This is a genomic window from Sphingopyxis sp. DBS4 (genome assembly GCF_024628865.1).
In the GTDB taxonomy this organism is placed as follows: domain Bacteria; phylum Pseudomonadota; class Alphaproteobacteria; order Sphingomonadales; family Sphingomonadaceae; genus Sphingopyxis.
On record NZ_CP102385.1, the window covers coordinates 70,123 to 90,057 of the forward strand.

The 19,935-nt window shown below is 62.5% G+C and carries 19 protein-coding genes, 1 pseudogene and 1 other annotated feature; of the genes and pseudogenes, 4 read left to right on the top strand and 16 right to left on the bottom strand.

Annotated elements, in window-relative coordinates; genetic code table 11:
• Window positions 1-103: 103 nt before the first annotated feature.
• From NP825_RS21005 to NP825_RS21065, 13 genes and pseudogenes are all read right to left on the bottom strand, one after another.
• Window positions 104-1,297, bottom strand: a complete 1,194-nt coding sequence (locus NP825_RS21005) for a DUF932 domain-containing protein (protein ID WP_257551688.1) — start codon at window positions 1,295-1,297, stop codon at window positions 104-106.
• A 222-nt stretch (window positions 1,298-1,519) separates the two neighbouring features.
• A complete protein-coding gene (locus tag NP825_RS21010) occupies window positions 1,520-2,884 on the bottom strand; it encodes an MFS transporter (RefSeq protein ID WP_257551689.1) in 1,365 nt (454 codons plus the stop codon).
• Between the two features lie 51 nt (window positions 2,885-2,935).
• Entirely contained in the window at window positions 2,936-3,265 is a 330-nt protein-coding gene (locus NP825_RS21015) for a hypothetical protein (protein ID WP_257551690.1), read from the bottom strand.
• A gap of 261 nt (window positions 3,266-3,526) precedes the next feature.
• Complete coding sequence (gene pcaF / locus NP825_RS21020) at window positions 3,527-4,732, bottom strand: 3-oxoadipyl-CoA thiolase (RefSeq protein ID WP_257551691.1); 1,206 nt, start codon at window positions 4,730-4,732, stop codon at window positions 3,527-3,529.
• A gap of 24 nt (window positions 4,733-4,756) precedes the next feature.
• Entirely contained in the window at window positions 4,757-5,410 is a 654-nt protein-coding gene (locus tag NP825_RS21025; RefSeq protein WP_257551692.1) for a 3-oxoacid CoA-transferase subunit B, read from the bottom strand.
• A gap of 14 nt (window positions 5,411-5,424) precedes the next feature.
• Window positions 5,425-6,111, bottom strand: coding sequence for a 3-oxoacid CoA-transferase subunit A (locus NP825_RS21030; RefSeq protein ID WP_257551693.1), 687 nt, complete (start codon window positions 6,109-6,111; stop codon window positions 5,425-5,427).
• 97 nt (window positions 6,112-6,208) lie between these two features.
• Entirely contained in the window at window positions 6,209-8,008 is a 1,800-nt protein-coding gene (locus NP825_RS21035; RefSeq protein WP_257551694.1) for an FAD-dependent monooxygenase, read from the bottom strand.
• 26 nt (window positions 8,009-8,034) lie between these two features.
• Entirely contained in the window at window positions 8,035-10,455 is a 2,421-nt protein-coding gene (locus tag NP825_RS21040; protein ID WP_257551695.1) for a TonB-dependent receptor, read from the bottom strand.
• Between the two features lie 290 nt (window positions 10,456-10,745).
• A complete protein-coding gene (locus NP825_RS21045; RefSeq protein ID WP_257551696.1) occupies window positions 10,746-11,075 on the bottom strand; it encodes a non-heme iron oxygenase ferredoxin subunit in 330 nt (109 codons plus the stop codon).
• 18 nt (window positions 11,076-11,093) lie between these two features.
• Window positions 11,094-11,627: an aromatic-ring-hydroxylating dioxygenase subunit beta gene (locus NP825_RS21050; protein ID WP_257551697.1), complete on the bottom strand. Its 534-nt coding sequence runs from the start codon at window positions 11,625-11,627 to the stop codon at window positions 11,094-11,096.
• On the bottom strand, window positions 11,627-12,973 hold the full coding sequence (locus NP825_RS21055) for an aromatic ring-hydroxylating dioxygenase subunit alpha (protein ID WP_257551698.1): 1,347 nt from the start codon (window positions 12,971-12,973) through the stop codon (window positions 11,627-11,629). The genes NP825_RS21050 and NP825_RS21055 overlap by 1 nt, the downstream gene beginning before the upstream one ends.
• Window positions 12,970-14,187 carry an NAD(P)/FAD-dependent oxidoreductase gene (locus NP825_RS21060; RefSeq protein WP_257551718.1) on the bottom strand — a complete coding sequence of 406 codons (1,218 nt, stop codon included), beginning with the start codon at window positions 14,185-14,187 and terminating at the stop codon, window positions 12,970-12,972. Before NP825_RS21060 ends, NP825_RS21055 begins: the two co-directional genes overlap by 4 nt.
• Window positions 14,173-14,780 (bottom strand): annotated as a pseudogene (locus tag NP825_RS21065) (IS3 family transposase); the annotation flags it as partial. The pseudogene NP825_RS21065 and the gene NP825_RS21060, both read right to left, overlap by 15 nt.
• Window positions 14,383-14,499 (bottom strand) — a sequence feature (AL1L pseudoknot). It overlaps the preceding pseudogene by 117 nt.
• 163 nt (window positions 14,781-14,943) lie before the next feature.
• Between NP825_RS21065 and NP825_RS21070 the strand changes: the two are divergent.
• The 3 genes from NP825_RS21070 to NP825_RS21080 are packed head-to-tail and all read left to right on the top strand — an operon-like array spanning window position 14,944 to window position 16,493.
• On the top strand, window positions 14,944-15,126 hold the full coding sequence (locus NP825_RS21070; RefSeq protein ID WP_257551699.1) for a hypothetical protein: 183 nt from the start codon (window positions 14,944-14,946) through the stop codon (window positions 15,124-15,126).
• A 3-nt stretch (window positions 15,127-15,129) separates the two neighbouring features.
• A complete protein-coding gene (locus NP825_RS21075) occupies window positions 15,130-16,038 on the top strand; it encodes a hypothetical protein (RefSeq protein ID WP_257551700.1) in 909 nt (302 codons plus the stop codon).
• Complete coding sequence (locus NP825_RS21080; protein ID WP_257551701.1) at window positions 16,035-16,493, top strand: hypothetical protein; 459 nt, start codon at window positions 16,035-16,037, stop codon at window positions 16,491-16,493. Before NP825_RS21075 ends, NP825_RS21080 begins: the two co-directional genes overlap by 4 nt.
• A 31-nt stretch (window positions 16,494-16,524) precedes the next feature.
• Here NP825_RS21080 and NP825_RS21085 read toward each other — a convergent pair whose 3' ends face one another.
• The 3 genes from NP825_RS21085 to NP825_RS21095 are packed head-to-tail and all read right to left on the bottom strand — an operon-like array spanning window position 16,525 to window position 18,761.
• Window positions 16,525-17,304, bottom strand: coding sequence for a GNAT family N-acetyltransferase (locus NP825_RS21085; protein ID WP_257551702.1), 780 nt, complete (start codon window positions 17,302-17,304; stop codon window positions 16,525-16,527).
• A gap of 39 nt (window positions 17,305-17,343) precedes the next feature.
• On the bottom strand, window positions 17,344-18,474 hold the full coding sequence (locus tag NP825_RS21090) for a tyrosine-type recombinase/integrase (protein WP_257551703.1): 1,131 nt from the start codon (window positions 18,472-18,474) through the stop codon (window positions 17,344-17,346).
• Entirely contained in the window at window positions 18,471-18,761 is a 291-nt protein-coding gene (locus NP825_RS21095) for a hypothetical protein (protein ID WP_257551704.1), read from the bottom strand. The genes NP825_RS21090 and NP825_RS21095 overlap by 4 nt, the downstream gene beginning before the upstream one ends.
• A gap of 208 nt (window positions 18,762-18,969) precedes the next feature.
• Between NP825_RS21095 and NP825_RS21100 the strand changes: the two genes are divergently transcribed.
• Window positions 18,970-19,911 carry a hypothetical protein gene (locus NP825_RS21100; RefSeq protein WP_257551705.1) on the top strand — a complete coding sequence of 314 codons (942 nt, stop codon included), beginning with the start codon at window positions 18,970-18,972 and terminating at the stop codon, window positions 19,909-19,911.
• Window positions 19,912-19,935 lie beyond the last annotated feature (24 nt).

The window sequence follows — 19,935 nt, forward strand, 5'->3', positions numbered from 1 at the left end:
GCCGCCGAAAGACTCTCTCTCGGCCCCTGGCCCGTCATGGCTCCGGCGCAGCCCTCTTCCTCTCGGAAACAGGACCACGCCGGACCGACGCGCCGAGTAGGCTTCAGCGAACCGAAGCCAGCAGTTTCGCGCCCTTTCCTTCCAGCTCGAGACGCGCATCCTGATGCGGCCGGTCGCGCGCGAGCGCGTTGATGCCCTGCACGAAGTCGAAGATCGACGTCGGCGGATGGCCCTCTTCCTGGAGGACCGTCGCGATGATCTTGTCGGTCTCGCCTTTCGAGAAGCCGCGCTTGCGCAAGAAGGTCTGTCGCTCCTCGACGGTCTTGGCGACGATCGCGGTGCGCGCGGCGCTGATCCCGTTCAGGAAGGACCCCGGCGACGAGGATGCGAAGCGCTCGAGCGCGGGCGAGGCTTCCTGCGCGAAGCGGCCGGCCGCGAATTTGCTGTGCCGGATGCTGATCTCCTCGAAACCTTCGGCGCCCCAGATATTCCGGTTCATGCACACGGCGCGAAGATAGAAGGTCGCCATACCGAGCGTCTTCGAGCCGACCTCGCTGTTCCAGCAGTAGAAGCCGCGGAAGAAGAGGTCGGGGCCACCGTTCGGGAGCCGCCCAGCTTCGATCGGGTTGGCGTCATCGACGAGGAAAAGGAACACGTCGCGGTCGCTGGCGTACAGAGTGGTCGTGTCCTTCGTCACCTCGACGAAGGGATTGTGGTGCATCGTCGACCAGTCGAGCATGCCGGGGATCTTCCAGCGCGTGTCGCCGGCGCCGTTGCCTGCAATCTTCATCACGGCGGACACGAGTTCATGGTCCCAGATGCGGCCATAGTCCGGGCCGGTCACGGCGCGCAGCTCGGTGCGGCCGTCGCCGGTCTCGAGGGTCTTCACCAGTTCGCCGCGTTGCGACAGCAAGCCATGCTGCATGTTGATACCCGCGAGCGCCGCAGGCAGTTGGCGCAAATAGCCTGCCGGCGCGCCCACGAGGCTGCAGATCTGACCGAAGGACCAATGGGTCGGCGCCACGGGCTCGCTGCGGTCGGGGAGCCTGAGCACCAGCCGCTCGGGGTTGTCGGGAGCCGCCTCGACATGGATGGCGCGCGTTTCGACGGTGCGGGCGGTGGCGGCTTCGGCCCGCGCGTGGACCGCTTCATAGAGGTCGGACAGCGACAGATAGCGCTCGTCGTCGGGTCGCGAGAACCATTCGGACGAGACGCGGCCGAGCCGTTGGCCGCGCGAAATATCGACCTTGTAGCCAAGCGGCCGGCCGGGCGCCGGATTTTGGGTGAATGGGGTCATGATCTTGCTCCATGACGGACGCCGGGAGACTCTCTCCCAACCTCTTTCCGTCACGGCTTCAGGCCGGGCTCTTCCTCTTCAGGCACCGGGTGGTGCCCGCCCGAGGCTGTCGCAGGTAAGGCTGGCCCTCCGGCGGACGCTAGCGCGTCGCTCGGATCACGCCGCGGCGGTGGATCGCCTTGCGCCGGGACCAAGCACCAGTTCGACGAAACTCTCCCGTCTTCAATCTAGGAGGGGTGCGTGCTGCTCGCGCGATTTTGCCATTCGGAGAAGGATGAGGCTCGCCGCGAAAATTGGCAGTGGCGAGGCTATGATCATCATCAACTGCACGCGCGGCAGTTCTGCGGCCAGCAAAATGCCGCCAACGAGCGGGCCGATGATCGAACCGATCTTCGCGATCGATAGCGCCCAGCCAATACCCGAGGCCCGGACAGGGCTCGGGTAAAGCAGACCTGCGGCGCCGTTCAGACCCTGATGTCCGCCCAATACGAAAAACCCGCATATCCCGATGGCGATCATATAACCCGACGAGGACAGGTCGGGAAGCGCGAGGGTGGAAAGTAGAAGGCAGCCGATGACGGGCATAACCGTGATCGACGACAGGCCCATGCGATCGATGAAGGCGGAGATGACGAGGCCGCCAATCGACCCTGCCAGGATGAAGAGCGACAGTCCCAGCGCAGATTCTGCCTTCGGCAAACCCGCGCCGAGCATAAGCGTCGGTAGCCAGCTGATCATGAAGAACACAGTGGCTGAACTGCAGACATAGGCTAGCCACAACAAGGGTGTTACCGTCGACAGGCTCCCGGAGAAAAGCGGCGACAGGCCGGGGGACGCGGTATCTCGCGGCGCATCGGCAATCGTCGCGATGCGGGCGACAGTCTCGGGCGCGATGGTGGGATCGATGCGTCGCAGTAGGGTTACCATCTCTGGCCTTCGAGCAGAGCGTCGGGAGAGGAAGGACACCGATTCCGGGAGGAAGACATAGCCGACGCCCGCGAGAAAAAGCGAGAATGCGCCGCCAATCCAGAACAGCACTGCCCAGCCATAATGAGGCATGAAGGCCGCCGCCACCGCGCCCCCGCTGGCCGAGCCGGCCATATAGCCCATCATGATGACCGCAACCACGGTCGCGCGGAAACGCTGCGGCACCAGTTCTTGATTAAGAGCAAAAAGAAGCGGGGTCAGGCCGCCGATACCAATCCCCGTGATAAAGCGGCAAAGGCTCAACAGATAGACGTCGCGTGCGAGCAGGACGGACAGCGATCCCAAGCCGCACACGACGAGCGCGGCGAGCGAACCAAATTTGCGGCCGTGCCGGTCGCCGATCCATCCGAAGACGATCCCGCCGACCAGCATTCCAAGGGAGGCGGCCGCGAACACCAATCCGAATGCCGCGGACGATAAATCCCATTCGGACATGATGGAGGGTGCGGCAAAGGCGATAGTATGAAGGTCATAGCCGTCGACGAACATCATCAGCGTCGACAGGAGCACAGTGGTTACGACCAGCGCATTGACCGATTGCTTGTCGATAACCTCGCCAAGCAAGGCCGAAGGGCTGTCGTCTCTGTCCTTCTCGTCCATCTTTCGCACTCCGGTCATACTTGTCGCGGCCAGACTGGGCCGGCAGATTTTCTATACGCGAACCTCGACCACGCCGTCGGCCAACCGCACCGAACAGCGTTCGAGCGGCACTCCGGCCGGACCCGCCAGCCTGTCCCTCGCGCGAGCCTCGATGCGCGAGACATGCGCCGGCCCCGGGACGATGCGAGCCTCGAGCAGGTCCTCTGGCGCGAGCGCGAAGCAAGCACCGGATATATTGCTCGTCACGTAGAACGAGCCCTCGACATGATAAATTGCGATATGCCGGCCCGCGAATTCCGCGACATGGAGCGCACCTTCGCAAAGGTCTTCCAAAGCAATGATCGGTCGCCAGGCTGCGGCGGCATCAATGGGACCGGACATATTAACCCTCAAAAATTTCTCGCCGGAGAAGAGTCCGAGAACGGCTGGTGTCGACGTGCCCAATCTGCGTGCAGCGCTTATCATTGCGCCGCTCCCGGTCATGCGCCGACAAATCATAGCGCGCGCCGGGGCGCGAATCGCGCCTCATAGCGTTTGAAAGATAGTCTCAGAGCGCAGTGCTCGACCGGCCGCCTTAGGGCGGGGACGATGCGTCCTGGCAGGCGCTGCGCACTCTTGATCCGGCTGATCCCGCCGGTGCTGTCAAACGCGCTCAACCGCGAGCGCGAGCCCCATACCGACCCCGATGCACAACGTGGCAAGGCCGCGTCTCCCACCGCTTTTCTCGAGCTGGTGGACGAGCGTCATCGCAAGGCGCGCGCCGGACATGCCAAGCGGATGTCCGAGCGCTATCGCACCGCCATTCGCGTTCACATGTTGCGCTTCATCAGGCAGACCAAGCGCGCGCACCACGGCAAGCGATTGGCTCGCAAAGGCTTCGTTGAGCTCGATCGCGTCAAAATCGCCGATGGTAAGCCCGAGCCGGCCCATCAGCTTCTGCGTCGCGGGGACCGGCCCGATGCCCATCACCCGCGGCTCGACCCCGGCCGAGGCAAGGCCGAGAATCCGGGCACGCGGCGTAAGGCCGTGCGATTTCGCCGCCGCCTCGCTGGCGATAATCATGGCTGCAGCGCCATCGTTGATGCCCGAGGCATTGCCGGCAGTCACCGAGCCCTCGGGGCCGAACAGCGGCTTCAGCTTTGCGAGCGTCTCCATTGTCACGTCTGCGCGCGGATGCTCATCGATGGCGACAAGGGTCGTCTCGCCCTTCCTGCCGGGAACGGTGACCGGCACGATTTCGTCTGCGAGGAAGCCGTTTTGCTGCGCGGCGAGAGCGCGCTGCTGGCTCCGCAACGAAAATGCATCCTGGTCGGTGCGGCTGATCTTGTGATCTTCAGCGACATTTTCACCGGTGCGCGGCATCGTCTCAGTGCCGTAGAGCGCATCAAGGGCCGGGTTGACGAAGCGCCAGCCCATTGTCGTGTCTTCGATCTTCTGTCCGCGACCAAAGGAGGCGTCTGCCTTCCCCATGACGAACGGCGCGCGCGTCATGCTCTCCACGCCGCCCGAAATCGCCACTGCCATTTCGTTCGAGCGGATTGCCCGCGCCGCCGCTCCTACCGCATCGAGCCCCGACGCGCAAAGGCGGTTGAGCGTCACACCCGGCACCGTGAACGGCAGACCGGCAAGCAACAGGCTCATTCGGGCGACGTTGCGGTTATCCTCTCCCGACTGGTTCGCGCAGCCGTAGAAGACCTCCTCGATGGCGGCAGGATCGAGACCGGGATTGCGATTGAGCAGCGCCCTCAGCGGCAGCGCGCCCAAGTCGTCTGCACGCACGTTCGCGAGGATGCCGCCATAGCGGCCGATCGGCGTGCGGATGGCATCGCAAATGAATGCGTCGGTCATATGAGTCCTTTCGATAGGTCAGTGTCAGGCCGGAAGCGCCATGCTCTCGCGAAGCGGGACGCCTGTCAGCTTGCGCAGATCCTCGATGGCCAGCCCTTCGACCATCTCAAGGACGCCGGCACCGGACGGGCCCACGTCAAAGACAGCGATATCCGTATAGACGCGCGACACACAGCCGAGCCCGGTGAGCGGATAGTGACAGGCTTCGACCAGCTTGCTTTCGCCTTGCTTGGTCAGCAGTTCCATCATCACGAAGGTCTGCTTGGCACCGATCGCGAGGTCCATGGCGCCGCCGACAGCCGGAATGGCGCCCGGCTCCCCGGTGTGCCAGTTTGCGAGATCGCCATTCACCGAAACCTGAAAAGCGCCCAGCACGCAGATGTCGATATGGCCGGCGCGCATCATCGCGAAGCTATCGGCGTGATGAAAATAGCACCCGCCGGTCAGGAGGGTAACGGCTTGCTTGCCGGCGTTGATGAGTTCCCAGTCTTCTTCGCCGGGCGCCGGTGCCGGTCCCATTCCGAGCAGGCCGTTCTCGCTCTGCAGGAATATGTCACGATCGACAGGCAGATAATTTGCGACGATAGTCGGAAGGCCGATGCCGAGATTCACATAGGCGCCCTCGGGAATATCCTTGGCGACCCGCGCGGCCATTTGGTGCCGGTTCAAGCGTTCCATATCATCTTTTCCGATCAGGCGACAGCGTGGAGGGGCAAGGGTGCCGTTTCGACAACCCGCTGTACGAAGATTCCCGGCGTCACGACCGCCTCTGGGTCGAGATCGCCTAGGGGAACGATCCGGGAAACCTGCGCAATCGTCGTCTTGGCCGCCATCGCCATGATGGGTCCGAAATTCCGGGCAGTCTTGCGATAGACGAGATTCCCCCAGCGGTCGCCACGCTGCGCCTTGATCAGCGCAAAATCGGCGTAAATCGGAAATTCGAGCACATATTGACGCCCGCCAATCTCTCGGGTCTCTTTCCCTTCGGCGAGAAGCGTCCCGAAGCCGGTCGGCGTAAATATAGCCCCGAGCCCCGCCCCCGCAGCATGGATGCGCGCGGCAAGATTGCCCTGCGGCACGAGTTCTAACTCGATTTGGCCGGCACGATAGGCCGCGTCGAAATGATGCGAGTCCGCTTGGCGCGGGAAGGAGCAGATGATCTTCTTCACCCTGCCGGCCTTGATGAGAGCGGCAACACCGGTCTCGCCGTTGCCGGCGTTGTTGTTGATGATCGTGAGGTCGCACGCACCCTGGCCGATCAGCGCCTCGATGAGCTGGTCCGGCATTCCCGCGGTGCCGAAGCCGCCGATCATCACCGCCGAACCATCCTGGATGTCCGCCACCGCAGCTTCGACGCTAACGCTCGACTTGTCGATCATTCGACTCTCCAACTCTCACATTCGCAAAGAGGAAGCGTCCTCCGGCCACCACAGCAACCGGAGGAGATGCGCATCCAGTCCGTAGCCGCACGACCCCTTAAGCGACCATTTCGTCCGCATGTTCCGAGATCGCTTCGGCGGGCAAGGCGAGAATGGTTGCCATCGCCGAGCACAGTCGCTCTGTCGCGTCGGTTGAAACGGCTTCCGCGCGCCAGCCGACATAGACATCCGGACGAATCAGGATTGCCCCATTCTCGCTGACCTCGCGGATTCGGGCGAAATCGCCATGCGGATCTTCGATCGGTCGCCCCGGGCCGATGACGTGCACCCGGATCGGGACGCCGAATTGCGCCGATGCAGCAGCCGCGGCTTCCACCCAAGCCTCTCCGCCCAATCCGGTCAGGAGGGTGAATTCCCCATCCCCGCACAGCGCGAGCGTCGAGACCCGCGCGCCATCGCGCGCGACCCAGCCGTGCGGCAGCCGCGCGCCCGGAAAACTGGTCGGCTGGTAAAAGAGTTCGGGATCGCGATCATATTGCGGCGGTGCCGTTCCGTCCCCGACCACGGCGTCGGAGGCATAACGCTGGTTCATCTCGACGCCGTGGCAGTTATAGACGAAATCGGATCCATCGATCGCGGTCCGCAATGCCGCGCGGCGATCGGCGGCTTCCGGGGTCGAATCCTTGATCGACGCCATATTGCGGCGCATTTGTTCGGGATCGTCGGTGCCAAATAGGCCAAGCGCCTCGAGTATCGGCGGAAAACAACCGAGGCTCTTGTTGGCACGCGTCACGGTCTGCTCGGCGACCGGCGCCCGCTCGGCGTCATAACTGTTGAGCAGATCCGGCCCCGCCTTGCCGCCCAGCACCAACGCCATTTTCCAGGCCAGGTTATACGCGTCCTGGATCGAATGGTTGGAGCCAAGACCATTGGTAGGCGGGTGGCGATGCACGGCGTCGCCCATGCAATAAATCCGGCCGGCCGACAGCTTGGTTGCATACATATCATTGACCGTCCAGGTCGAGAAACTCTCGATCTTGATATCGACCTGATCGTCGCCAATGAGATTATAGAGAATTCCTTTGGCGAACTCCTCGTCGATCTTCGGCGGATTGGCGACATCCTCATAGCCCCAGATGGCGAGCCACTTGTGCCAAGGACGCACCATGCGGACGACGCCGATGCCCATCCCGCCCACGCTCGAGCCGGGCTGGAAAATCCAGTACAGCACGCTCGGACGGTGGGCGACGAAGCGCGAGAGATCAGCTTCGAAAACTATATTTATGGAGCCCGATACCCCCATTTTCCCTTCGAGCGGCAGCCCCGCCTGATCGACGACCCGCGAATTGGCACCATCCGCGCCAATCAGATACTTCGAGCGGATCGCATATTCGCGTCCGGTATCCCGCTCGCGCACCCAGGAGGTGACACCCGTCGGGTCCTGCTCGCACCGCAAAAACTCGGTGCTGAACCGCACGCGCGCGCCGTGGCGGGCAGCGCCGCCGACCAGCAGCGGCTCGAGCAGATTTTGCGGCAGGTCGCAGATCTGCTCGGGGCTCGCGAGTTCATAGTCCGATCGCCGATGCGGCTGCGTACCCCATGTGCGCAGCCTGCCGAGTTCCTCGCCCGCGAGACTCGTGCAATAGGTATTCTCGCCCATGAGATCGTTGGGCGCCGCCAGGGCGAGTGCTTCCTCGGCCAGACCAAGGTCGCGGAGGACTTCGACCGTCCGCTGGTTGGTGATGTGCGCCCGGGGCGTGGGTGCCGTCCAAGGGTATTTGTTGATGACCATGACATCGACGCCGAGTCTCGCGAGCGCCAACGCCATCGTTCCGCCCGCTGGGCCGGTACCGACAACCAATACATCTGCCTTTGTGATCACGTCCGTCTCAGACACGCGTCAATCCTCCTAAGTGATTTGATTCAGAACTTCACTCGCGCCTCGGCGCCAAAAAGCGTCCGGCCCGAATTCGGCAGGCAGTAAGCGGCTCCCGAAAAGGCGAACAGGTCGCGTTTATACTCGCAGCGCGTCTGCCCGGTAAGGTTTGTGGCATAGACGCTGAGATCGTAGCGGTGGTCCGCGCCGAAGGACCATGTGGCCCGCGTGTTCAGGAAGATGCTGCTCCCGATCGCATCGACATAATTGACGTCGCGCAAGAAGCCTTTTGACTTGCTGAGATACTGAAGGTCGGCTTGCAGGCGCAGCTTGTTGTCGCCGATCTCGAACTCTTTAGCCACCAGCGCATTGGCCGAATATTTCGGCGCAAACGGCAGGGCATGCCCCTTCTGGACCAGACCAGAGGGATCGTTGCCGGCGTCTGTCACCTCGCTGTCGAGATACCCGCCCGAAAGCTGCGCGGAAAAGCCGCTGCCCGGATTCCAGCGAAGTTCGATCTCCGCGCCCTTGAGCTGCGATTCCGGGACGTTGATGAAGACCGGACCGGTATTGGGATTGACGTCGAAGAACTGCTGGTCCTTCCAGATATAATAGAAGACCGCCGCGTTCAGCACCAGAGTGCGGTCGAACAGTTCCGATTTCAGCCCCACCTCGAACGCGTCGAGCGTCTCGACCTGTTGATCTTCCCGCGCAAAACCGGTCTGCGGTCCATGGAAGAACTCGATGTCGTGTTTGCCCGAGCGGAACCCCCGCGAAGCGCTCGCATAGAGAAGCGTGTCGTCCGCAAGCTTGAAGTCGATCCCGACCTTCCCGCCCCATTCCTTAGCACGGATGTCGTCGGGCGAGAGGATTTGCGAACAGGGTTTGCCGCGGTTGTCGGGCGTGCCGCCGGCGAGATTTCCGTCCCCGTCCAGGTCGCAGAGCGGCAGCCCGGACGCGAGCGAGCCGATCACCTCGTTCGACCGGAACTGGTCACGGCCCAGCGTCCCGGTTCCGACGTTGCCGACGAAGAGCGAAGGTGCCCTCTTCTTGTCATCCGTGTAGCGAAGACCGAAGCTGACCGTCACCTTCTGGCCGATATCATATTCGACCTGGCCATAGGGCGAGAGTACCTCGTTCTTGAGCCGGGCGATACTGAACGCCGCTTGATTGCTGTAAGGGTCGCCGGCAAGCAGCAGCAGCGCAGCCGCCCCGCCCGCGCCGGTCCCGCCATTGAATGGGCCGAACCCCATATTCTGCCCGAGGAGCGAGCTTTCGTGAAAGTAATAGAAGCCGGCGATCCAGCGTAGCGGCCCCTTGCCGGTCGATTGCAGCCGCAGTTCCTGGCTCATCTGCTTGAAGCTTTGATCATTGCCGTTGATCATCGTGATGTCGTTATCGGTCGCACCCGGGCCGCCAAGATCATATGTGAAACGGACGTCGGACTTGTCGTAGGATGTGATCGACGTAAGGCTGACATCGCCGAGATCCTGCACGAGCTTGGCGTAAAAACCATAAGCCTCGACATATTGCTGGTCATCGCCAACGCGGTAGATGTCGCTCCATCTCGATGTGTCGACCACGCGGCCTTGCGAGTTGGCGCCACCAGAAATGCCTTCGAAATCGAGCTGTCGCGCCGAAAGGCCGGGCGCGAAGATCGACCCCGAAGGCGCGCGCAGACCGACGAACCGGAAGGGATCGATCTGACTGTCTTCCTGCCCGTAATGGGCGTTCAGCGTTATCTTCGTGTTATCGCTCGGCTCGAGAAGCAGGGTTCCGCGAAGCGAAAAGCGGTTTTTCTTGCCGTAGCGCGCGCCGCCGTCAGCCAAATTGTGCCACATCCCGTCGGAATGCTGGAACATGCCAGCGAGACGAAGGGCCGCGACATCGCCAAGAGGCACGTTGAAGCCCGTCTCCGCATCGATGCGGTTAAAATTCCCGTAGTTGAGACGAACGAACCCGTCGACATCTCCTCCTAGTTCCGGCTGCTTTGAGATATAGTTCACCGCGCCGCCGGTCGTATTGCGGCCAAACAAGGTATTTTGCGGCCCGCGCAGCACTTCGACACGGTCCAGATCGTACAGGCCAAGGTTGGTGAGATAGGGCGCGCTCATCGTGACTTCGTCCATATAGACGCCGACGGACCCCGTCGCATTGCCGAAGAAGTCGTTGGTCCCGACCCCGCGTATAGCGATCTGGCGATTGGCCGCGCCCTGGGTAGACACGGTGATGTTCGGAGCGATCTTGGGAATATCATAGGCCGACTGGATGCCGCGCTGCGCCAGTTGCTCACCACCGACCGCCTGCATGGTGATCGGCACATCCTGGATATTCTGCGCCCGTTTCTGAGCCGTCACGATGATCTCGTTCGGCGCGTCGGCGTCTTGTCCATCGGCCTGCGCCACCGCGAGGCCCGGAACCAGCGCCGCCACGCTTGACGCGCACCCGAGCAGCCATTTGATCTTCATCGTCCTCTCCCGTTCGATCAGTCAGCGTGTCAAGCCCAGCGGGCGCTGCGCGCTGCGATTGGCGAAGCGAGAGCGCCGACATCGGCGTGACTTCAAGGCTCGCCGATGAGCGAAACGCCCCTCACCGCAAGCACTCCTGCTTCGGCGCAAGGGCTTTTGGTCTGATCGCCAACTTGCCCTGCACCCGACAAAGCTAGGACGATGGGCGATGCTTTCCCAATACTAAGCTAGGCCCATTACGATAGCGCTTCCGTATGGCGTCAGGCCTGGCTGCGCAGCTTTCCGCGGGATCAGAGGCGGACCTCCACCACGCCGTCGTTGACGCGCACCGGAAAGCATTGCAGCGCACCCTCGGCCGGACTTGCCAGCGCCGCGCCGTCGCGCACGTCAAAACGCGCATTGTGAAGTGGACATTCGACAACAAAGTCTTCGAGCCATCCATCCGACAAGAGGGCGAAGGCATGGGTACAGATATTGCTTGTCGCGTAGAATATACCGTTCACATTATAGACCGCGATCTCCCGGTCTTCGAATGTCGCGGCAAAAATCTCGCCTTCGGGAATGAGTTCGGAACGCGTAATCGGCCGCCAACTCGCGGTATCATCTGCTGGAATGGACATAATTTTCTCTCAAACGGGCTACACGGTATAGAAGTCGACGACGCTCGGCATGCGGTCGTTGATCAGGATGATGGTCTTCGACGCAATCAGCCACGGCCCCGCATTTTCGCGAACGAAGCTGTGGCTGTATCTAACGGCGGCGACATGATGGTCGAAGGTTCTGGGATCATAGACATGCACCGTCGCATGCGAACGAACATCCAGCCCGTTTTCCGAGTGCGCGGTCACCCTCAACCCCCCGATCATATGAAGCGTACGGGGAAGCGGCAGGGTCGTCACCGACTTGCGCGAACCGAGCCTGTGGACCCGTTCTTCAAGCTCCCACCGCATCTCGTGGTAGATGAGCGACACTTCGGTATCGGGGTTCGAGGTAGGACGGTACTCATCCAGCCAGGCGGGCATCCAGAAGCGGGCGTCCTCGCGATAAAGCGCGAGCCAGCCGGTCCAGTCCTGGGAGTCGAGCGCATCCGCTTCTCGAAACAGGAGATCGGAAGCGAGTGTGCGCGCAACCGGATCGGCCGGCACCTCCGAAATTCCGGGTGCAGCACCCATCAGCCGTTCCTTCGCTGGAGCAGGCGTTTCCACTCACGATAACCGGGGAAAAAGTTGGTTTCCCCGCCAAAGGCTTCGTTGCCGAATGCCTTCCCCACCCCCATCGAGCTTTCGATGGGCATGATGCCCAGTTCCGCCGCCTGCGCGTCGCCCGCGTCACGCGCGCCGGCCAAGCCGCGCCCATACCCCTGCCTCGGCCCGGCCTGCGCGGCATAGCCCGCCTGACACAGCTCATACATCGCATTGTCGTCCGAGCTCGCCAAGCCGGGCGGATTGAAGAAATCCTCATAGCCGCGGATGCGAAAGCGACGGGCTGCGGGCCGCTCGCCGACGATGCCCAGGCAGTGCGACGTCATTTCGGTCTTGCCGGCCGAAAGCGGGCGCCAGGTCCGTATCTGGGCCGAGTTGATGTCGATGATCTGGAGGTTCGGATAGATTGTCAGGTTGCGTTGCCGGAGCATCCACTTCGCGCGGACAGGTCCGACCCGTTCGCGCACCGCGTCCAGTGCATCCTGCTCGAGGCACAGGGGCCGGCTAAACAGGCTCTGCTGCAGGATCGAGAAATTGACGGCGTGCCCGTACTGAAAGTTGAAGCTGCCCTGCGCTTCGGGCTCGTCTTCGCTGGTGAGAACCCCGAGCGTGCCGCGCTTTCCGCGCTGCGCCAATATGTCGACATAGGCGCTGTGCGTCGTGCTGAAATGATAGAAATCGAGGCCATTCTCGAACTGCAGTTTCCAGTTGCCGTTGAATGTGTATGTCACCTCGCCCGGAACATATTCGATCTCGCCGACGGGACTCTGATCCACGACAAGATCGATGAAGACCTTGGCGTCACCCAGATGATCATCCAGCGTCGGGACGTCGGGATTGAGGCTTGCAAACAGGAGACCGCGATAGCTCTCGAAGCGCGGAACCTGGATGAGATTGTGATCCGCTTCGATAAAGCTCGGCGCATATTGGCCCGTAGCCTCGGCGGTCACATGGACATTCTCGCCGCCTGAATCATAGGACCAGCCATGATATCGGCATGTGTGGAACTTCTGGCGCCCATGCTTGAGCGGGCAAAGCAACGTTCCGCGATGCCGGCAGGTGTTGAGGAAGCAGCCGACCTTGCCCTCGCCGTCCTTCATGACGATCACCGGCTGCCGGCCGATGTAGGTCGTGAAGAAACTATGGGGTTTGGGCAATTGGGATTCGAGGCCGATGAAAATCCACGTCCCCTCGAAGATCGCGGTCATCTCGGCTTCGAAAATTGCCTCGTCGGTGAATACGGAGCTGTCGACGGCGAAAATACTGTCTTCGGGCCGATCGTCGATCAGCGCGGCAATTCGGGCGGGATCGGTCATGACGCTACTCCGGCGTGAGTTTCCATATGCGTGAAAAGACATTTGCGCAGATCGTTGGCCGGATCGACAGCGAGTGCCACATCGACGCCCTGTCCCGCCGCGATCGCGCGCCGGCCGGCAAGAAAGTCCTTGGGCGTGTCGAGGCATGCGATGCCAGTCAGCCTGTTGCCGTCGAGATAGAGAACCACCCCCGGGCCGCGCCGGACAGCAGTCATGCGCTCGTCGGTGTTGCCTGCGATCTGGACCATATGCCCGAATTGGCTCGTCCAGAACCACGGAGCCTCCTCTGACGCCGGTGGAAGAGCGAGGATCGCACGGGCCGCGGTGGCGGCGGAACGACGGGCATGCGACCAGCTTTCGTCACGCGATTGCCCCATGCCGTCGATCGCCGGCCGCTCGGCAATGTCGCCGATCGCGAATATTCTGCGATCGCCCAGCGTCCGATAGTCTTTGTCGACGAGGATTCCCACTCTGCAGGGAAGCCCGGCATCCAACGCCAGCCGGCTGTTCGGTTCGATACCGAGACCCAGGATGACGAGGTCGGACACCAGGCGCTGCTCGTTCGCCAACTCGGCCTCGATTCCTCCTCCGACGCGCCGCAGCGCGGTCACCCGACTGCCGAGGTGCAGGCGGACGCCTGCCTTCGCATGCGCGTCAGCGATCCAATCCGACGCCGCGGAGGGAAAACTGCGCGCGGCAACCTGTCGATCGGCGCCCACAAGATCGACCTCAAGTCCTGCCTGTCGCAGCGATGCCGCGACCTCGAGCCCGATCAGTCCGCCACCCAATATGAGGGCGGAACGAGAAACCTGCGCGCGACTCCGCAGCGATTCCGCGTCCGCAACCGTCCGCAAGGTGAACGCCCCCGCCTCGAGACTGCCCGGAATGCTCCGCGCTGTGCCGCCCGTCGCCAGAATGAGGATATCATATGGCAGGGCGCTATCGTCTTCGAGCAACACGCAGCGATGCGTCCGGTCGATCGCGGCCACCTTTGTTGCCAGGCGAAGCGTGACCCCGAGCTCTAACCATCGCTCGGGTGACGCGAGGGAAATCGGAGCGTCAACCTGCGCCAGAAGCATCTCCTTGGAAAGTGCCGGCCGCTCATAGGGCGCGACCAGCTCTTCCCCGATGATAACGATATCGCCTGTCGCTCCGTTTTCACGGAGCGACAGCGCGATGGCGCCGCCCGCGTGCCCCCCGCCAAGGTCGCGCATCAGCCGCTCGATGGTGCATCGCGCGACGGCGAAGCCCTCGCGGTTCATCTGTCGCCAGACCTTGCGCACCCCGTAAACGCCGAAGTTCTCCGCAAAAACACGGACCACCTCGGGCTTCAGATCCCGATCGCGCCGGGCACGATCTGATAGCCTTCCAGGATCTCGTCGCTGAGCGACCCGCTCGTGGTAAGTGGATGGGGCGATCGGCAGAACCCGGCAGATCGGCTCGACCCCATAAACCTCACGATGCTCGTCAATGAAGGCAGTCATCGCCTGAACGGGCGGTCGAGCTCCGCCTGGGCAAAATATGCTGATGCCTTGCGCAGGATCTCGTTGGCCTGGCGCAACTCACGGTTCTCGCGCTCAAGGGACTTGAGGCGATCAGCCATCTCGGTCGGCACACCGGCGCGCTTGCCGCTATCGACCTCGACCTTCTTCACCCACTCATGAAGCGTCTGCGGAACGCAGCCGATCTTCGCTGCGATCGACACAATGGCTGCCCACCGTGATGGATGATCGCCTTCGTGATCCAGGACCATCCGGACCGCACGGGCGCGAACCTCAGGTGCAAATTTGTTCGTTGTCTTACTCATTACAGGCCCTTCCTCTCAGGAGTTAGGGCCTCCGGCAATCCCGGGGCGGTTCATACCGGGTAGCTGTCAACTCGTGGCGCGATCAGATCGCTCGCCTAGCCGACAGCCTTCGAGCGCCGCCGCTGGTCTTTACCTTCTGCGCCAAGCATATTAGATTGCGATCATGGCAAGTGTCACCACACCTCGCGAACAGGTCGAAACTTCCGAAGCCGCACGCAAGGTTGGCGGCTATGCTGAGCTTTTTCGCCTTCAGGATGAGCGCACAGCGATCCGTCGCCGCGGTATGATCGCGAAACTGATCAGAAATCCCCAAACTGGCCGCTTCAAATATATTGCCGCGAGCTGATTGATGACGCTCACGCTGGCCGTCCTCGCCAGCATGTTGATCCTGCTGCCGGGTTTGACCTTTCTCGGCATCTGGAACCTCAAAGGCGCACGCAGCGGAGCGGCCCGCCCTGAACTACCCCTTGGGTCAGCAACCACATTGCTGCTTGCCGTCGGTATCTCACTGATGGCCCACTTCCTTGGATGGGCTTGTGTCGAGTTGGCGAGGAACTTGTTCACCGCAGTACCTGAAATCTTGCCAGACAGAGGCATGATGTGGGCACCGATCGAAACGCTTCTCCGTCCGGACGGCAAATTTGAGCCGATCATCGCCAATCCGATCACCGCCATGGTGCAATATGCCGACGGCGGCCATCTCCAGATGGACGAGCTCGCAATGTTCAGCTTCCTGGTTCTTCTCGAGTCGCTCCTCGTCGCGCAGTTCGTCTCGAATGACGGCTTCGACCTCATGTTTGACGGCGCGGACTTAAATGGCCAGGGCTGGGTCTATCACCACTATCTTCGCCCGACCCAGCACGGATATCGGCCAGCCTGCCATGTGCTAACCACCTTTCAGCAAAACAATCTGGGCATCGGGTACATCGGCGCAATCGCCGACATCCGGCATAGCGAAAAGGGCGAGCTGCTCTCGCTGGCCCTACTTAATCCCGACCGATTCCTGTTCCAACTGAAGCCCGCCGTTCCTGGGAAAAAATGGAAGGAACCCGGCGAAGAGCCGAAATTCGACAGCTACGGGCGGGAACCGATCGGCGGGATCGTGGCGCTCGATGGAAAGTCGGTCGCCAATCTGCTCGTCAGAACGATCGACAAAGCACTTCTCGACGACATCGAGACTGAAACTGAAAACGATTCCGAGATAGCGCCGACGCCGACGCCGACGCCCGCCCCGGTCGAACCCGTGGCAGAGCTTTGATCAAGCTATTCATCTTTCTCGCCAGTCTCGTCGCGCTCGGAGCAATCCTCTTCGGGCTTGCAGTGTTAATTTGCGCGCCGTTCCATTGGCTCGCGATAGCCTTCATGGGCTATTGTCGACCGCGCCTTGTTCTGGGCCGTGCCGCCATATGTTTCATGGCAATTTGGGTCGTCACAGTCATGGCCCTCCCGATCGGGAACGGCGCAAACATTGGTATGCTGCTCGCCATCTTTCTTACGCCATGGCCCGCTCGCATCTGGGCGAACCGCGCCGCATTTCGAGCGGACGACGTCGAACAACGCGTAGCGGCCGCCGACATCCGAAACATCCGGTGGGAAAGCGAAGGCTCCCGGCTTCGGGTCACAGCCGACAAACCGTGGCGCGAATATATCACCGATAGCGAACGAGCCAGAATGGTCGCCACCTATCAACTGCCGGCTTCCTTCCCTAGATAAGGGCGCTTGGCGGTCCGCCTTGACGAGCGATCTATGTCGGTCGAATCTTGTCCATGAAATAGGTATAAGCGCCATCGCACTCCAGCCCGATTGCCGCGCTTGAATCCCGCTTCAGCTTTTCAAAATGCAACTCTTCACCGTCGACCTCGACCCGAACAAAATCGTTCAGACTGGTCTCCTCCAGCGGATTGAAGCAATAGGCCCTCTCGGGCAATTGAATGGTCCCGTCAGCAACGCGTTCGCCGAGACCGGAGAAGGTGGCAAAGGGGCGAGGCTCATCTTCGTATCTCTCGTCTCTCGTGAAAAATCCGATCAAGAACGGGATGCGTTCGCCACCGCTCAAGGTAAATGAACGAGAAAGAATTCTGTAAGCGAAAGTCCCGGCGCCGCGATCGGGGCGATCCGGGACGATCGTGAAACCCATGCTCTGCCAGAAGGGCTCCGCCGTCCAAGGCGCGATCCCAATTTCGAAGACAGACCATCCCTCGTCATAAGCCCGCGCGATCATAAATTCTGCGAGAATTCGGCCATAGCCCTTGCGCCGGAGGTCCGGTCTGATCTCGAATATCCCATGACCTTGGAACCCCACCGCATCCCCGTCGACCAAAAGAATGTCGATGCCACCCCCCTCGCGCCAACGCCCCTTAGTGGTGTCCCAATTCACCCGGAACCCGCGCGGCGGAACATCGCCCTCATAGCCGTTCGCCACATAGGCTGCCTCGCCCGTCTGGTGGGCGGCTTCTTCGGCGTCGAGCCATCCTTCGACTTCAACCAGGAGCGCTTCGGTTGCCGGGACGATTTCATAGGTCATGGACGACGCCTAGCATATTCTTTGCCGTGCGCAGCCTTCTCAGCTCCTGACTCTACCGATCACGCGCGCCGCGGCATTGCTGCCGGCGGCAAGCTCGCGCGCGTAACCGAGCGCGGTTGTCGGCGAAGACCAGCGTAGCGCCAGCGCGATCCCCGCGCCGTCCTCGCCGGCGGCGAACAGGTCCTGAGTAAGCCCGACGCGGAACGAATGCGCGCTGAGCGCCGCCACCGGGTCCTGCCCGGGTTCGATCGCGGCATGGCCGTCGGCGATTGCTTTCGTAGCGCGGCTACGCAGGATCGAGACGACACCCTGCCGCGTCAGGCCGTTCGACCCGACATGATGCCGCAAGATTGTCTCGCCATCGTCGGCGCCCTTAAGTGTCAGAATGTTGATACGCCGGAACACGGCACCGTCGGCGATCGCGCTGGCGGACAGCCAGAGGGAGAGCCGGCGCATAGTCTCGGCCGAGAGCCACACGACACTCCCCTCCCCCTCCTGGTCGGTTTTCGAACGCCGTATCTCGAGCCGACCGCTGCGGTCAGCAAGCAGGCGAAGATCTTCCACCTTTGCTGCCACCAGCTCGGACACGCGCAGCCCCGCATCATAGGCCATTGAGCAGAGCGCCGCATCGCGCAGCCCGACGAGATCGTCGCCGCACGCCGCGAGCAAGCTTTCGATCGTCAGCCCCTCCGGCTCGATGTCGGCCGACGACATCGCTTGACCGTAGCGGAGCGGAGCGGCCTGGCGCTGGCGCGTCCCAACCTTGCGACGAATGCCCTTCAGCGTATCGCGGACCATGCCCGCCTGCGTCGGCAAGGCTTCGGTGTCGCCATAGCCGAGGATCCGGTGAACACGCGCGATGCTCGCGAGGCGCCGCGCAAGGGTCGCCGGTTTGGCGGCCGCGCGAGTATCGGTCGATCGCGACAGCCAGCGAAGATAGAGAACGAGGGTTTCGGGGGTGGCGGGCACCGCGGTCGCGATCGGCCGCTGCAACATGCACCAGCGCAGATAACATTTCAGGTCGGCGACGATCGCCGCCTTGGTCGCCGGCGCCATCGCATCGGCCGCCGCCTCGATCGCGAGCGGCCTCGCCTTGCTCCAGTCGACTAGGCGGCCATGCGCGGCGAGGACCGCCTCGAGCGACGACGGCAGCGGCGCGAGCTCGGTCATCGCGTGCGAACCAATGCTTCGGGATCAAGCATTCGCGCAATCAGCGCGGCGCCCTTGGCGGACAGCCGCCAGCCCGCCCCGCCGCGCGGGCCCGGGCTGTCGTCGACCAGCCCGCTGGCTTCATAGCCCCACATCAGATCGAACACCGCCTCGCGCGCGCTAACCCGGTTTGTCCGGACGCTGCGCTGGCCCAGCTCGCGCGCGATCGCGGCGGCCGTGCGCCGCGTTCCGGCGCCGGTGCCGAAGATCTGGCGCAGGTCGGCCGCGATGCGGTGATCGATCGTCATGGTGCGCCCTCCTTGTCCTGGCTTCCGACGGGCGGAATTTTCGGCCGAAAGGACCGATTTGGCGGACCCGGTTTTACCATAATGTCCGATTATGGAAAGTCCTTTATTCCCGGCGCGGAATGATGGGAAACTAAAGTAGCAGTTTGGTAAACTCGGCTTTTGACGCCGACTCCGCTTCCGGCTATCAGCATAGCACATAGGAGCCGCCATGCCCCCCTCCCCTCACTCAAACGCCATCGCTTTCCGGCAGGGCCAGATCGATGCGCTGGCGCGCACCCTCTACGCCTCCCCTGCCCTCTACCCCGCAGAAATGCGCCACTGCTTCGCGCTACGCACGCTCCAGCGGACCTGGGACCAGTATCGCGAGGATCGCGCAATCGTCACCGGCGCCAGCGTCATCGGCGCCGAATGCGCCGCCGAACGCGACGCGTTCCTGACCCTGCTTGCCTCGCGGCTGCCTGACCCCCGCCACGACCTCGCTGGCCCCATCGCGCGCGTCCGCCAGACCGCGATCCGCCCCCTCGCGGCCGAAACCGCGGCGACGGCGACGATCGTCGACGAAAGCCGCGCAGAGCTCGAGGCCGTGCGCCTCGTCGCTGCGAGCCCGAACCTGCCTGCCGAGCCGGTGGCTCGCGTGCTCGCGATCGTCCGTAGCCTGCGCCGGTCGGCCGACGCCCATGGCGATCCACTTTCGGCCACCGCGCGCTCGCCGTGCTGGGCGGTCAATTTGCTCGCCGTGGTCGAGCCAGCGCTGTTCGGGCTTTCAACACACCCCCTGCCCTTCCCCGGGCTTGTCCGCCGCCGGTTGTTCCGCGCGGATCGTGAGCCTGACACTGATCGCGATGATGTGGTGGAGCTGCTGCTCGAGGCGCTGCATGAGACGCTGTGCGACATTGCGCGAGTGCCGCGCGCGGCGGCGGCGTTTGGTGAAGCATTGCCGGGGCTGCGGGTGAATTCGCGCCTGCTCGCGGCGTGGCTGCTACTGTTCGCGTTCAGGTCGTTGACCCCTGCGCAATTAGCCCGCGCCCTACCTTGTACAAAGGCAGGCGCCGTCAAGCTGCTTCGGCGGCTTGCCGAACACCAATTTGCAACTACGCCTCAAACCTTCGAGCCCTACCTTTGTAGATTGGGGATCTCGGTCCATTTCTGACGTGACCTGACCGCGTTTGCTGAT

Excerpts from the sequence above, each read along its gene's own strand:
- NP825_RS21100 (WP_257551705.1), top strand. The coding sequence starts at position 18,970 with ATGCCCCCCTCCCCTCACTCAAACGCCATCGCTTTCCGGCAGGGCCAG.
- NP825_RS21070 (WP_257551699.1), top strand. The coding sequence starts at position 14,944 with ATGGCAAGTGTCACCACACCTCGCGAACAGGTCGAAACTTCCGAAGCC.
- NP825_RS21030 (WP_257551693.1), bottom strand. The coding sequence starts at position 6,111 with ATGATCGACAAGTCGAGCGTTAGCGTCGAAGCTGCGGTGGCGGACATC.
- NP825_RS21055 (WP_257551698.1), bottom strand. The coding sequence starts at position 12,973 with ATGACCGATCCCGCCCGAATTGCCGCGCTGATCGACGATCGGCCCGAA.
- NP825_RS21085 (WP_257551702.1), bottom strand. The coding sequence starts at position 17,304 with ATGACCTATGAAATCGTCCCGGCAACCGAAGCGCTCCTGGTTGAAGTC.
- NP825_RS21015 (WP_257551690.1), bottom strand. The coding sequence starts at position 3,265 with ATGTCCGGTCCCATTGATGCCGCCGCAGCCTGGCGACCGATCATTGCT.
- NP825_RS21040 (WP_257551695.1), bottom strand. The coding sequence starts at position 10,455 with ATGAAGATCAAATGGCTGCTCGGGTGCGCGTCAAGCGTGGCGGCGCTG.
- NP825_RS21060 (WP_257551718.1), bottom strand. The coding sequence starts at position 14,187 with ATGCGCGACCTTGGCGGGGGGCACGCGGGCGGCGCCATCGCGCTGTCG.
- NP825_RS21025 (WP_257551692.1), bottom strand. The coding sequence starts at position 5,410 with ATGGAACGCTTGAACCGGCACCAAATGGCCGCGCGGGTCGCCAAGGAT.
- NP825_RS21045 (WP_257551696.1), bottom strand. The coding sequence starts at position 11,075 with ATGTCCATTCCAGCAGATGATACCGCGAGTTGGCGGCCGATTACGCGT.
- NP825_RS21095 (WP_257551704.1), bottom strand. The coding sequence starts at position 18,761 with ATGACGATCGATCACCGCATCGCGGCCGACCTGCGCCAGATCTTCGGC.
- NP825_RS21005 (WP_257551688.1), bottom strand. The coding sequence starts at position 1,297 with ATGACCCCATTCACCCAAAATCCGGCGCCCGGCCGGCCGCTTGGCTAC.
- pcaF (WP_257551691.1), bottom strand. The coding sequence starts at position 4,732 with ATGACCGACGCATTCATTTGCGATGCCATCCGCACGCCGATCGGCCGC.
- NP825_RS21050 (WP_257551697.1), bottom strand. The coding sequence starts at position 11,627 with ATGGGTGCTGCACCCGGAATTTCGGAGGTGCCGGCCGATCCGGTTGCG.
- NP825_RS21075 (WP_257551700.1), top strand. The coding sequence starts at position 15,130 with ATGACGCTCACGCTGGCCGTCCTCGCCAGCATGTTGATCCTGCTGCCG.
- NP825_RS21010 (WP_257551689.1), bottom strand. The coding sequence starts at position 2,884 with ATGGACGAGAAGGACAGAGACGACAGCCCTTCGGCCTTGCTTGGCGAG.
- NP825_RS21090 (WP_257551703.1), bottom strand. The coding sequence starts at position 18,474 with ATGACCGAGCTCGCGCCGCTGCCGTCGTCGCTCGAGGCGGTCCTCGCC.